This is a genomic window from Mesorhizobium marinum (assembly GCF_040813675.1).
Taxonomy (GTDB): domain Bacteria; phylum Pseudomonadota; class Alphaproteobacteria; order Rhizobiales; family Rhizobiaceae; genus Mesorhizobium_K; species Mesorhizobium_K marinum.
In genome coordinates this window covers 1114835-1128168 of sequence record NZ_JBFOCI010000001.1, presented here as the reverse complement: position 1 = coordinate 1128168, position 13334 = coordinate 1114835, and the positions used below count along the sequence as shown (strand labels likewise).

Here is a 13334-nt window from a genome sequence, read left to right as displayed (position 1 = left end):
CGGTGGCTGGCCACGTCCTTTCGTTCCGATCGATCCAACCATCGAGAGGAGCATTTCCTTGGAATTCCTGTTCATTGACTGGCTCGGCACGCCGGCATGGTTCTGGCTTGCCTTCCTCGCCCTCGTGGTCGCGCTGACCGCGTTCGATCTCGGCTTCCTCAACAAGGAGGACCGCGAGATGGGCATCGCCGAGAGCCTGAAGCTCTCCGTCTTCTACATCACCGTCGCCATCATATTCGGCGCCTGGGTCTGGCATGCGCGCGGCGCGGAGCCGGCCATGCAGTACTACACCGGCTTCTTCATCGAGAAGGCGCTGTCGCTCGACAACGTGTTCGTCATCAGCCTGATCTTCGGCTATTTCGCGATTCCTCGAAAATACCAGTACCGGGCGCTCCTGTGGGGCATCGTCGCGGTGATCGTGCTGCGCGGCCTGATGATCGCAGGCGGCGCGGCCCTCATCCAGCAGGCCTACTGGATGCTCTACGTCTTCGCCGCCTTCCTGATCTTCACCGGCGTGAAGATGTTCTTCGCCGGCGACGACCACATCGATATCGAAAACAACGCCGCCATCCGCTTCATCTCGAACCGCATGCGGGTGACGCGCGAGCATCACGGGCAGCGCTTCTTCGTGAAGGTGGCGGATCGAAAGACCGGCAGGATGGTGACCGCTGCCACCCCGCTGTTCCTGGCGCTGGTCGTCATCAACCTCGCCGACATCGTGTTCGCCGTCGACAGCGTGCCGGCGATCTTCGCGATCACCACCGACACGTTCATCGTCTACACGTCGAACATCATGGCCATCCTCGGCCTGCGCGCGCTCTATTTCGCGCTCGCCGCCATGGTGCACCGCTTCCACCACCTGAAATACGCGCTGGCGGCCGTGCTGGTGTTCATCGGCGCGAAGATCTTCGTGTCGGACTTCCTGCTCGAAGGCGGAAAATTCCCGCCCGCGCTCAGCCTGGGCGTCACGTTCGGCCTGATCGCCATCGGCATCCTCTACTCGCTGTGGAAGACGCGCGGCGAGGAAAAGGAACCGGCCGGCGGGCATTGATGCGGCGGCTCTCCCTTCTCCCCCTGCGGGAGAAGGTGGCCGAGCGAAGCGAGGTCGGCTGAGGGGTGCTGGCCGCAGCGCCGGCGCCTCAATCCGCCGCCTTGCTTTGCGCCGCGCCTCGTCCAGAAAATCCACGCCCGTTTGTCCACACCCTCCGGTCCCCGGCGACAATGGCGGCGTCTGGATCGGGGAAGGCGTCGATGGACTGGAATGCTGCAATCGAGAAACATCGCGCGGCGCTGAAGCAGGTGCTGGCCATGCTGGTCGCCATGGCCGGGCCCGCCGGCTTTTCCTCCCTCCTTGCGGGAGAGGACGGTTCGGCCTCGAGAGGCAAGGCCGGGCCGCCGGCCGAACCTGGCGAAGAGTGTTCGTGCGCCCGCCCCACGACGCTCCCCCGCCATCTCCACCGCGCCATCCTGCGCCTCCTGCGCCCGGCCGAATCCGCCGTGCGGCGGCTGATCGTCGTGGCCGCGCGGGGGCTCGTCGTCGCCCTGCCGCCGGCGCGGCCGCGAAGGCCAAGACCCGCGCCGTCGATCCTGCGCAACGGCATCGTGCTGCCGCAACGCGTCGCCGCCGCCCGCGCCGCGCGTCCCTGCCTGCCGCTCGCCGACCGGCTGCCTCGCTGGCATCAGGCGCCGAGGCCGGCCAGCGGATTCCCGCGCATCTCCGTCCCCGGCCTGACCCGGCCGGTTCCGCTCCCGCGCGCGCCCGCGCCCGACGATCCGATCGACGCCACCCGTCTTGCCCTGCGCCTCGGCGCGCTGGCGCGCGCTCTCGACGACCTGCCGCGCGAGGCGAGACGTTTTGCGCGCTGGCGGGCGCGGGGCGCGGATATTTCGCGCGCGCCCGACGGCGCGCCAGGGAAAAAGGGTCGCGCCGCCTCCCCCGTTCGCCGCGTCTGGCCCCTGCGCCCCGGCAGTCCGCCCGGCGCGCGCCGCCGGTCGCGCCACGCGGTGCACGACGTTCTGGGCGTCGTCCACGGCCTCGCCTTCTGGGCGCTGGAGCAGCCGGACACGTCATGACGCCGCCATCCGCCCTTGCCGAACGCAACGAACGGAAGCGCCGCGCTGCCGAAATGCAGGACGAGGCGACGATGGCGCTCGGGCTGTTCCCAACGGGAGAGACAGATGTCGGAGAAGTCTTGGGGGTATTTCCCTGTTCAGGCAGGGCGGTTCGCGGACCGGGTTCAGCCGGGCTTGCCGTGCAGTCCCTCAGCGCTGGACCCTCAGCGCAGGGCTCTCAATTCGCCGGAATGCCCCTCCGGGATCGACGACGTGTCGGTGCGGTCGATGGCCGCCTGCCCGAAATCGCCCATCGCGGGCGGCAGGGCGGTGATCGGACGGTGGCGGGCATTCGCCATCTCGAGCCATCCGGTACTGACGGCGAAAAGCGCCAGCGCGGCGACGGTCAGCATGGTGCGCATCGAACTTCTCCGAACGTGACGCCCATGAAACGTATGAAACGAAGATTGTTTCCCGCTTAAGCGACGTGGTTTCGGATTCCTTGCAGGATGTGGACAACTTCTCCTTGCAAGCCGTTGAATCTATTGAACCTCAATCGCGGGCCGGTTTGCGCCGATCGCCCGGGGCAGGAGCGCGCCCGCGCCCTCGCAAGCCGGCGGAGTGCGCCCGCCGCCGTTCCGGCGGGTCAGGCCGCCTTGCTGATGATGTCGTTGTACTCGTCGAGGTCGATGTAGAAGATGCGGATGATCTCGCGCACCAGGTCCTCGTGGTCGTACCCCTCCTTTCGGAGGATGTTGATCGCCATCAGGATGTCCAGCCGGTCGGTCAGCCGGCGCTTGGCGTTGTCTTCGACGTAGTGATCCATGAACTGTCCCCGTTCGTTGGCTCAACGCTGAACGACAGATTGAAGGAACACTCTGGGGCGCGTTGCTTGCGTGGAACTTGTCGCCCCGCAGGCGGCCGGCCCTACCCGGAACCCGGCGCTTGCGCGCCCGAACGCTCGACTCACTGGTCGAGGCCAAGCGTAGCACATATGCCTAAAATTTGATTAACGCCGCGCTGCAGACGGGCCGGCTGGAGGAACGGGCGCGGTCAGGACGGCAGCGCCTTCAGTCCTTCTCCAGCACTTCCTTCACCACCGTCGCCAGCTGCTTCAGCGAGAACGGCTTGGGCAGGAAGCCGAACTTCGCGTCGGCCGGCAGGTTCTTGGCGAACGCATCCTCGGCATAGCCCGACACGAACACGAACTTGATGTCCGGCCTCAGCTTGCGCAGTTCGCCGAGCAGCGTCGGCCCGTCCATCTCGGGCATCACAACGTCGGAAACCACGATGTCGACCTTGCCTTCGAGCTCGGCGTAGATTTCCAGCGCCTCCACGCCGGACGAGGCCTCGTGCACGGTGTAGCCGCGCGAGGTGAGCGCCCGCACGCCGCCCATGCGCACCGCGTCCTCGTCCTCGACGAGCAGCACCGTAGCCGAGCCCGAGAGGTCGCGCACCGCGTCGGCCTTGCCGGCTGCGGCGGCCGGGGCTGCGGGCCCCTGCGCGGCATCTCCGGGTTCGGGCGTCTGGCTTTCCGCCAGCGCCGCGGCCTCCGCCACATGGCGCGGCAGGAAGATGCGGAACGTGGTGCCCCGACCGACCTCGGAGTCGCAGTAGATGAAACCGCCGGTCTGCTTGATGATGCCGTAGACCATCGACAGGCCGAGCCCGGTGCCCTTGCCCACCTCCTTGGTCGTGAAGAACGGCTCGAAGATCTTCTTCAGCACCTCGGGCGGGATGCCGGTTCCGTCGTCCTCGACCTCGACCAGCACGTAGTCGGCCGCCACCATCTCGCGGTAGCCGTAGGCCTTCGCCTCTTCGGCGGTCACGTTCTTGGTGCGTACCGTCAGCTCTCCGCCCTCGGGCATCGCGTCGCGCGCATTGACGGCGAGGTTCACCACCACCTGCTCGAACTGGCCGATGTCGACCTTGACCGGCCACAGGTCGCGGCCGTGATCGACCTTGAGCTTGATCTGGTTGCCGACCAGCCGGGCCAGGAGCATCCTGAGGTCGGCCAGCACGTCGGTCAGGTTCAGCACCTCGGGGCGCAGCGTCTGCTTGCGCGAGAAGGCCAGCAGCTGGCGCACCAGCGACGCAGCGCGGTTGGCGTTCTGCTTGATGTTCATGATGTCGGGGAACGACGGGTCCGACGGCCGGTGGTTGGTGAGCAGCAGGTCCGACGCCATGATGATGGCCGTCAGCACGTTGTTGAAGTCGTGCGCGATGCCGCCGGCAAGCTGGCCCACCGCCTGCATCTTCTGGCTCTGCGCCATCTGCCCCTCGAGCGCCTTCTGCTCGGTGGTATCGACGGCATAGACGATCGCCGCCTCCTCGGCGCCCTCGCCGCCGGTGCCCTCGGCAACGGCGTTGACGTAGAAGCGGATGTGCCGCTCCTCGTTGTTGGGCAGCACCGTGTCGATCGGCGCGATGTCGGCCTGCCTCAGCCGCGCCTTCTCGAGCGCCGCCGCGAAGGCTTGGCGGTCGCGCTCGTGGATCACCGTGTCGAGCCGCACCTTGTGGTCGACGGCGTCGCGATCGACCACGCTGGCGAACAGCGAGAGGAACGGCGCGTTGGTGCGCACGATGCGGCCCTGCAGGTCGACGCCGGCGATCGCCATCGGCGTCGAGTTGAAGAACCGCGTGAAGCGCACTTCCGAGGCCCGCAGCGCGGCCGAGGCGTCCTCGCCCTCGGCGCGGTTGAGCACGATGGTGCGGCTCGGCCCGGCCACGCCGTCGCGGCTCGCCGACACGCGGTGCATGAAGCGCACCGGCAGCGCCTCGCCGGTTGTCGTCTCGAGGTCGAGGTCGATCACGGCGTTGCGCGTCGTGCCGGGGTCGGCGCGTACGGAGCGGATCAGTGCCATGCCGTCGCCGGCCACGATCTCGGTCAGCGCGATGGCGCCCGGCGTGAAGCTCGCAAGGTCGATGCCCAGCCACTCGGCAAGCGTCGCGTTGATGTAGGTGACGCGCCCCTCCTGATCGGCCGCGAAGAAGCCGGCCGGCGCGTGGTCGAGGTGGTCGATCGCCTTCTGCAGGTCGAGGAAGAAGCGCTCCTGTTCGGCGCGCTCGCGCGAGATGTCGTCGAGCTGCCAGGCGAGCAGCGGCTGCCTCTGGCCGGGCGCGTTGAAGGCGCGCGCGCCGACCCTGTACCAGCGCGCGCCGGGCTCGGAGCCGGGCCGGATGGCCTGCGACAGCCGGAACTCGCCGTCGCCGGCGATGCCGTCGCGCAGGCCCGACGCGATGCGGTAGACGACGGAGGACGCCTCGGGGACGTCCGACAGCAGGTTCTCGACGGTGCGGATGTCGGCGGCCGACGACGCACCGGTCATGTCGCCATAGGCCTTGTTGGCATAGACGACACGCCCCTTGGTATCGGTGACGACCAGCCCCTGCGGCGTCGAATCGACGAAGGCCTTGGAGAGTTCGTCGGTAGTCGAGCGCGGCGCGATCTGCACGAAGCCGATCGCCGTGGCGAACAGGTAGCCGACGCCGATCATCGCCAGCACGCCCAGCATGCCGAGCAGGAAAGGATCGCCCAGCCTTTCGCGGAAGATGCCGAACACGATGGCCGCGCCGGTCAGCACGACGATGAAGACGATGAGGCGGGTAACGGCGCCGGGACGCGTGTTCTGGTCGACGATAGGTAACGGATAGAAGTCGCCGCGCGGCTGTCGTGCCATCAATACTGATTCCCGAAGGCGGCTCCCCTGCCGCTGGCCGGTTGAATCACATTCTCACAGGCGGGAAAAGGTCTTGCGCCCAAATGCGCCCATAAATCGCCAAGTTTTGGGCCTGACGGGAAAAACGCTGGCGGAAAGGCAACTTGCGGATGCCTGCTGTCCGGGTTTACTGTCGCGCGCTTACATGTCCGACCAGAATCGGGCCATTCTGACAATTCAACGACGAAATGGAGCGGTGAAGGTGCATACCGACGCGACTTCGCCGGTCCTGTTGCGGCAACGAGGAATGCGATGAGCGATTGGTTCGCAGGCGTGGGCGGCCCCGGATTCGCTACGGCGGTGATCTGGACGCTCGCCGCCCTGATACTGCTGGTCATCGTGCTGGTCGTCATCCGCTTCGTCCGCAGCATGACGTTCGGGACCTTCGTCGCCGGCGGACGCAACCGCAAGACACGCCTCGCCGTCATGGACGCGACCGCCGTCGACAGCCACCGCAGGCTGGTGCTGGTCCGCCGCGACGACATCGAGCACCTGCTTCTGATCGGCGGCCCGACCGACGTCGTGGTCGAGCGCGAAATCCGCCTGTCGGCCGGACGCAGGACGCAGTCGGTATTCGGCGACAGCGACGTCGAGGAGCAGGTGCAGGCGCTTCCCCCGCTGCCGACCGCTCCCCCGCCGGCCCCGCGCCCGCGCGCGCCCGAACCGGCGCAGTTGCCGCCCCTGCCCATCCGGGGCGGAGCGCCGCAGCCGGCACGCCAGCCCGAGAGGGTTGCGCACGCCCAGCCGCCAAGGCTGCCGGAGCGCGCGCCGGCCCGTCAGCCGGCCCCGCGCCACACGCCGGCCCGGCAGCCCGTGCGCGAACAGGCTCCGATGTCGCGCTCGCCTTCCGCAAGGCTTCCGGCGTCTTCAATGGCCGCCGCACCCCTGTCGCCGTCGAGGATGAGCCCGGCGCCTGCCCCGGTCAGCGAACTCGACGACGCACTGCTCAGGGAACTGGAGGTGACCTTCGATCCGGAGCCTCCGAAAAGCATGCCGCAGCCGGTCGAGATGACGCTCGACGACGAGATGACCAAGCTGCTCGGCGAACTGACCAGCACCAAGCGCTGACCGGACAGCACGACCAGGCAACAATAGTCAGGCAACAAAAAAGCGGCCTTGAGCCGCTTCCTTGGTCACTGTGCCGACGAACTGGTCAATCGTCGCGGTAGACTTTCTCGCGCCGCTCATGGCGTTCCTGCGCTTCGATCGACAAGGTTGCAATCGGTCGCGCGTCGAGACGCTTCAGCGCGATCGGCTCGCCGGTCTCCTCGCAATAGCCGTAGGTGCCCTCCTCGATGCGCTGCAGAGCCGAATCGATCTTGGCGATGAGCTTGCGCTGACGGTCGCGGGCGCGCAGTTCGATGGCACGATCGGTTTCCGACGACGCGCGATCCGCGAGGTCGGGATGGTTTGCGTTTTCCTGCTGCAGGATTTCCAGAGTTTCGCGGGCTTCTCGAAGGATATCGTTCTTCCAGGCGATCAGCTTGGCGCGAAAATATGACCTCTGCCGCTCGTTCATGAACGGCTCGTCGTCAGAGGGCACGTAATCGGAAGTAACGATATCGTTCATTCGACTCACCCCACATTACCCTTTTTTGGGCGCCTATATATTCGGGCCGCCATAGCCGCACAAGCATATTTGGCGAACGCCTCACGCAATTGTCAAAAGCAAGGCGCGTGCCATTTGCTATGCAGGCGAATGGCTTCCGCAGCGTCATTCGGCCGCGCGAAATTTCAACGTCGCCGGCCCTGTTGCGCCGGCGCGCCGCATGGCTAAATGGCGATCATGACTGGCAACACAAAGCAGGGAAGCGGATCGGCAAGCAGGCTCTTCCTCCTTCGCCATGCGAAAGCCGGCTGGGCCCTGCCGGGAATGCGTGACTTCGACCGGCCGCTCGACGCCACCGGTCATGCCGATGCCGAAGCGCTCGGCGCGGCGATGCGCGAGGAAGGCTACGTTCCCGACATCACGCTGTGTTCGGGGGCGGTTCGCGCCCGCCAGACGCTCGAGGGCATAGCGGGACAGGCCGACACCGGCCGGGTGATCTTCTGCGAAAAGCTCTACAGCGAGGACGCCGCCGGCTATCTCGCGCTGATCCAGCAGAACGCAGCCAGCGGCTCGATTCTCGTGATCGGCCACAATCCCATGATGGAAGACCTCGCCAGCGCTATTTCGGGCGACGGCGAGCCCGAGGCGCAAGCGGCGCTTGGCGCAGGGTTCCCGACATCCGGCCTCGCCGTGATCGCCTTCAGGGGCGGCCTCGCCAACGCGGCCCCTGGCGCGGGCTACCTCGAGGCCTTCCACGCGCCGGCCCGGGGCTGACCGCTCCCGCCATTCCAATGCCGCCCTGCATTGCCTATATCCGGACTCCGCAGCCCGAGGACCGAGTTTGGCGACTTCGCTGACGACCTTCACCGACGAAGCGAGAATTGCGCTCGACACGTTGTCCAGTCGGGCTTCGTCCATCTTCCAGTCGCCCTCGCTCCGCCTCGGCGTGACAGGGCTGTCGCGCGCCGGCAAGACGGTCTTCATTTCCGCGCTGGTCCACAACCTGATCCATGGCGGGCGCCTGCCGCTCTTCGACGCGCAGAAGTCCGGGCGCATCGCACGCGCATTCCTCGAGGAACAGCCCGACGACGCTGTGCCGCGCTTCCAGTACGAGGACCATGTCGCCGCACTGGTCGACGATCGCACATGGCCCGACTCGACGCGGGCAATTTCGGAACTGCGCCTGACCATCGAGTTCGAGTCGGCCTCGGGCTGGAACCGCATGTTCTCGAGCGGCAGGCTGTCGGTCGACATCGTCGACTATCCGGGCGAGTGGCTGCTCGACCTGCCCCTGCTCGGAAAGAGCTACAGCGAGTTCTCGCGCGACGCCTTCGAACTGGCCACCCTGCCGGTGCGGACAGCGCTGTCCGAGGACTGGCGGCGGGTCGCGGACACAGCCGATCCCGCCTCCGACGCGGACGAGATGGTCGCGCGCAGGCTGGCCGAGAGCTTCACCGCGTATCTCAGGGCCTGCAAGCTCGACGAGCGGGCGCTGTCCACGCTTCCGCCGGGCCGCTTCCTGATGCCCGGCGACCTCGACGGATCGCCGGCGCTCACCTTCGCGCCGCTGCCGCGTCTCGCCGACGGCCGGGCGCGTTCGGGTTCGCTGCAGGCGATGATGGAGCGGCGATACGAGGCCTACAAGGCGCATGTCGTAAAACCCTTCTTCCGCGAACACATCACGCGCCTCGACCGGCAGATCGTGCTGATCGACGCGATGCAGGCGCTGAACGCGGGAGCCGGCGCGGTCGCCGACCTCGAGCGGGCCCTGACCGAGATCCTCGCCTGTTTCCGCCCCGGCCGGGGCAACATCGTCACCGACATCTTTTCGCGCCGCATCGACCGCATCCTGATCACGGCGACCAAGGCCGACCACCTGCACCACGAGAGCCATGACCGGCTGCAGGCGATCGTGCGAAGGCTGGCCGACCGCGCGATCACCCGCGCGGACTTTTCAGGCGCATTGGTCGACGTGCTGGCGATGTCGGCGGTGCGCGCCACGCGCGAGGGGACCGTCAAGCAGGGCCGGGAAACCCTGCCGGTCATCATGGGCGTTCCGCTGAAGGGCGAAACCATCGATGGCGAGACCTTCGACGGCAAGACGGAAACCGCAATATTTCCCGGTGACTTGCCGGCGAATCTCGATTCAATCTTTGAAGACGGCGACAGGCAATTGGCGCCACCCATTCGCTTCGTCCGCTTCCGCCCTCCGAAGCTCGAACGCGACGCTGCCGGGCTGAAGCTCTCGCTGCCGCATATCCGCCTCGACCGTGCGCTGCAGTTCCTCATCGGAGACAGACTCGCATGAGCGCACCGAGGAAACCCGCCGCCTTCCGCATCAAGACGGAGGACGCCGAACAGCAGGCGGGCCTGTCCGACGCGCCGGCCAGGAAGCCGCGGGCGGTCGACAGGACGGCCGTCGTCGTGACGCCTGCGGAAATCGACGTCTTCGACCATCCGCCGGACGACGTCCCGCTGCCGCCGACCGCGCCGCGGCGCGGCTCCTGGCTGGGGCGAATCGTCGTCGGGGCGTTCGGCGCGCTGATTTCCCTGGCCGTCGGCCTGTGGCTGGACGCTCTCGTGCGCGAGTTGTTCCAGCGGAACGAGTGGCTTGGGTGGCTCGCCGCCGGGCTGGCGATCCTCGGAGCGCTGGCGCTTTTCCTGCTTCTGGCGCGCGAGGCGCTGGCCGTGGCGCGCCTCGCCTCGGTCGAACGGTTGCGCGCCAAGGCGCTCGACGCGGTCACGCGCGACGATCCCAAGGCGGCCCGCAAGGTCGTCGCCGAACTGACCGCACTCGTCTCGGACAAGCCGGAGACCGCCGCCGGACGGCGCGCGCTCGCAAGCCTGAGCAACGACATCATCGACGGCGCCGACCTCATCCGGATCGCCGAGACCGAACTGCTCGGCCCGCTCGACGAACGGGCCCGCACCATGATCCTTGACGCCGCCAAGCGCGTCTCGATCGTGACCGCGGTCAGCCCGCGCGCCCTGGTCGACCTGGCCTATGTGGTGTTCGAGGCCGGCCGTCTTGTTCGTCGCCTCGCCGAACTCTACGGCGGACGCCCGGGAACGCTGGGCTTCATCCGCCTCGCGCGGGGCGTGCTCGCGCACCTGGCCGTGACCGGCGCGATTGCCGCCGGCGACGATTTTGTCCACCAGGTTGTCGGCCAGGGCCTTGCGGCGCGGCTTTCGGCCAAGCTCGGCGAAGGCGTCGTCAACGGCATGATGACGGCGCGCATCGGGGTCGCCGCGATGGACGTCGCCCGCCCCTTGCCCTTCACCGCGCTGAAGCGCCCAGGAATGACGGATTTCCTGACCGCGCTCGCCTCGTTCACGCGCGCCAAGGCGACCGGCAGCACGGCCTGAGGCGGTGCCCGCCGGCCCGCGCGACGGCCCGCGATAGACGTTCCATTAACCATTTCTCGGCATGGTTCCGGCAGGTCGTTCTTCATTCCCTAGCGTAGCCGGGTACCCTTCGATGAAGCCTGCAAAACCCAACCGATTCGCGCCGCTTGCCGCGTCGCTCGCGACTGCACTGATGCTGGCTGGGCCGGCGTCCGCTGGTGAGCGCGACCGCCAGCTCTTCCAGTCGATGGAAGGAACCTGGGCGGGTGGTGGCGAGATCGTCGCCGGCAAGTACAAGGGCACCAAGTTCAATTGCACCTTCGCCGGCACGACCCCGGCGAAGAAGCTCGGCATGGCCCTCGACGGCGGCTGCCGCGTCGGCGTGTTCATGCAGAAGATGTCGGCAAGCGTGATCCAGAGCAAGGGTAACGGCTACAAGGGCCAGTTCATGGACGGCGCCGCCGGGTCCGGCCTCGACATCACCTCCGGCAACGTCGTCAACGACCAGAAGGTGGTCTTCTCGATCCACCGCAACGACCTGCGCGGCATCATGCAGGCGCGCCTGGCGAACGCCGACACGATGAACGTGACGATCTCCGTCAAGGTCGAGGACTCGATGGTTCCGGTGATCGGCATGAGCCTGAAGCGCATGGACGACATGGCGGTCGGCGCCATCGCCCGGCAGTAGCGCCGGGCTCTCCCAGCCAGCGAACTTCTTCTCCTGATTCGGGCTGTTCCACCGCCCGGCGAGAACCTATTGTCGACGCCAATGCCGTCGCCGCATCGGGCGCGGCGGATCTTGCGCAACGGGATGACGCATGGCGGCAGAGGCAGCAACGGGCAGCGAACTGATCCAGGTGGTGGCGCTGCTGACGGCCGGCGTCGTCGCGGTGCCGATCTTCAAGCGCATGGGGCTCGGCTCCATCCTCGGCTATCTCGCCGCCGGCCTGGTGATCGGCCCGTTCGGCCTGCGCATCTTCTCAGAGCCCGAGGCGATCCTCCACGTCGCCGAACTCGGCGTCGTCATGTTCCTGTTCATCATCGGCCTGGAAATGCAGCCGTCGCGGCTCTGGGGCCTCAGGCAGCAGATCTTCGGGCTCGGCACGGCGCAGGTCGGTTTCTGCGCGCTTCTCCTCACGCTGGTCGGCGTGATCGGCGGCTTCCCGCTCAACGTCGCCTTCGTCGCCGGCGCCGGCTTCGTGCTGACATCCACGGCGGTCGTCATGCAGATTCTCGAGGAGCGCGGCGAAGTCTCCTCGCCGCGCGGCCAGCGCATGGTCTCGATCCTCCTGTTCGAGGACCTGATGATCGTGCCGCTGCTGGCGCTCGTCGCCTTCCTCGCGCCATCGGCCACCGAAGTCACCCTGTCGGAGCGGCTCGTCGACGTCGCGATCGGCGTGGCTTCCATCGTCGGCCTGGTCCTTGCCGGCCGCTACCTGCTCAACCCGCTGTTCCGGGTCCTCGCCGATTCCAGGGCGCGCGAGGTGATGACCGCCGCTGCGTTGCTGGTGGTGCTCGGCTCGGCCCTCGCCATGCAGCTTGGCGGCCTGTCGATGGCGATGGGCGCCTTCCTGGCTGGCGTCATGCTTTCCGAATCGACCTTCCGGCACCAGCTCGAGGCCGACGTCGAGCCCTTCCGCGGCATCCTGCTCGGCCTGTTCTTCATGGCGGTCGGGATGTCGCTCGATCTCGCGGTGGTCGCGGAGAACTGGCACCTGGTGGCGATCTACGTCGTCGCCTACATGGTCATGAAGGCGGTCGGCATCTACGTGGTCGCCCGCTTCCGCTCCAGCCACCGCGACGCGCTCGACCGCGCCGTCGTGATGGCGCAGGGCGGCGAGTTCGCCTTCGTCCTCTACAGCGCCGCGACCGGGGTCGGCATCATCGACGGCGAGGCCAACGCCATCCTCACCGCCATCATCATCGTCTCGATGATCCTCACTCCCTTCGCCATCATCGCCTTGCGCGCCGTCATGCCGAAGGACGAGCAGTCGCTGGAAGGCGTCGAAGTGGCCGACGGGCTGGACAGCAGCGTGCTCATCATCGGCTTCGGCCGCTTCGGGCAGATCGTCAGCCAGCCCCTGCTGCTGCGCGGCGTCGACGTGTCGATCATCGACAACGACGTCGAGATGATCCAGGCCGCCGCCGATTTCGGCTTCAAGGTCTACTACGGCGACGGTACCCGCCTCGACATCCTGCATGCGGCCGGCGCCGGCCGCGCCCGCGCCGTGCTGATCTGCGTCGACAAGGCCGAGACCGCCGTCAGGATCGCCGAGCATGTGAAGGCCGAGTTTCCGTTGATACCGGTTCTGGCGCGCGCCTATGACCGCGGCGCGGCGATCGGGCTGATGAATGTCGGCGTCGATTTCCAGATCCGCGAGACCTTCGAGTCCGCCCTGCTCTTCGGCGGCGCGACGCTGGAAAAGCTCGGCGTCGACGAGGCCGAGGTCGCCGAAGTCATCGCCGACGTGCGGCGCCGCGACGCCGAGCGGCTGGAACTGCAGATCTCCGGCGGGCTGCAGGCCGGCCGACGCCTGATGAAGGGCAACATCCCGGAACCGACGCCGACGCCGCTGACGCCGCCCCGGCGCCCCGGCCAGGCGATGAACGAAGGCGCGGCCGACGCGCTGGGCGGCAGGGGCGCTGCCGCCGCCGAAGAAGGAGCCTGA

At 67.5% G+C, this 13334-nt stretch carries 12 protein-coding genes; 8 read left to right on the top strand and 4 right to left on the bottom strand.

The annotated features are described in order from the left end of the window. The first annotated feature begins 58 nt into the window (after positions 1 to 58). Positions 59 to 1051 carry a TerC family protein gene (locus ABUE31_RS05415; protein WP_367722467.1) on the top strand — a complete coding sequence of 331 codons (993 nt, stop codon included), beginning with the start codon at positions 59 to 61 and terminating at the stop codon, positions 1049 to 1051. Between the two features lie 200 nt (positions 1052 to 1251). After that, positions 1252 to 2073: a hypothetical protein gene (locus tag ABUE31_RS05410; protein ID WP_367722466.1), complete on the top strand. Its 822-nt coding sequence runs from the start codon at positions 1252 to 1254 to the stop codon at positions 2071 to 2073. 203 nt (positions 2074 to 2276) lie between these two features. Here ABUE31_RS05410 and ABUE31_RS05405 read toward each other — a convergent pair whose 3' ends face one another. From ABUE31_RS05405 to cckA, 3 genes are all read right to left on the bottom strand, one after another. Beyond that, positions 2277 to 2474, bottom strand: a complete 198-nt coding sequence (locus tag ABUE31_RS05405) for a hypothetical protein (protein ID WP_367722465.1) — start codon at positions 2472 to 2474, stop codon at positions 2277 to 2279. A gap of 224 nt (positions 2475 to 2698) precedes the next feature. Beyond that, positions 2699 to 2878 carry a hypothetical protein gene (locus ABUE31_RS05400; RefSeq protein ID WP_367722464.1) on the bottom strand — a complete coding sequence of 60 codons (180 nt, stop codon included), beginning with the start codon at positions 2876 to 2878 and terminating at the stop codon, positions 2699 to 2701. A gap of 244 nt (positions 2879 to 3122) precedes the next feature. Continuing rightward, positions 3123 to 5732: a cell cycle histidine kinase CckA gene (gene cckA / locus ABUE31_RS05395; protein ID WP_367722463.1), complete on the bottom strand. Its 2610-nt coding sequence runs from the start codon at positions 5730 to 5732 to the stop codon at positions 3123 to 3125. A gap of 291 nt (positions 5733 to 6023) precedes the next feature. Here cckA and ABUE31_RS05390 point away from each other — a divergent pair, with 291 nt between their 5' ends. Then, complete coding sequence (locus ABUE31_RS05390; RefSeq protein WP_367722462.1) at positions 6024 to 6839, top strand: hypothetical protein; 816 nt, start codon at positions 6024 to 6026, stop codon at positions 6837 to 6839. Between the two features lie 85 nt (positions 6840 to 6924). Here ABUE31_RS05390 and dksA read toward each other — a convergent pair whose 3' ends face one another. Further along, on the bottom strand, positions 6925 to 7341 hold the full coding sequence (dksA, locus tag ABUE31_RS05385; protein ID WP_367722461.1) for an RNA polymerase-binding protein DksA: 417 nt from the start codon (positions 7339 to 7341) through the stop codon (positions 6925 to 6927). A gap of 216 nt (positions 7342 to 7557) precedes the next feature. Here dksA and ABUE31_RS05380 point away from each other — a divergent pair, with 216 nt between their 5' ends. The 5 genes from ABUE31_RS05380 (at position 7558) to ABUE31_RS05360 (ending at position 13334) form a co-directional block, all read left to right on the top strand. Continuing rightward, positions 7558 to 8094, top strand: a complete 537-nt coding sequence (locus ABUE31_RS05380) for a SixA phosphatase family protein (RefSeq protein WP_367722460.1) — start codon at positions 7558 to 7560, stop codon at positions 8092 to 8094. Between the two features lie 67 nt (positions 8095 to 8161). Further along, a complete protein-coding gene (locus ABUE31_RS05375) occupies positions 8162 to 9628 on the top strand; it encodes a YcjX family GTP-binding protein (RefSeq protein ID WP_367722459.1) in 1467 nt (488 codons plus the stop codon). Beyond that, complete coding sequence (locus ABUE31_RS05370; RefSeq protein WP_367722457.1) at positions 9625 to 10686, top strand: YcjF family protein; 1062 nt, start codon at positions 9625 to 9627, stop codon at positions 10684 to 10686. Before ABUE31_RS05375 ends, ABUE31_RS05370 begins: the two co-directional genes overlap by 4 nt. Positions 10687 to 10798: 112 nt before the next feature. Continuing rightward, positions 10799 to 11353: a hypothetical protein gene (locus ABUE31_RS05365; RefSeq protein WP_367722456.1), complete on the top strand. Its 555-nt coding sequence runs from the start codon at positions 10799 to 10801 to the stop codon at positions 11351 to 11353. A gap of 130 nt (positions 11354 to 11483) precedes the next feature. After that, a complete protein-coding gene (locus ABUE31_RS05360) occupies positions 11484 to 13334 on the top strand; it encodes a monovalent cation:proton antiporter-2 (CPA2) family protein (protein ID WP_367722455.1) in 1851 nt (616 codons plus the stop codon).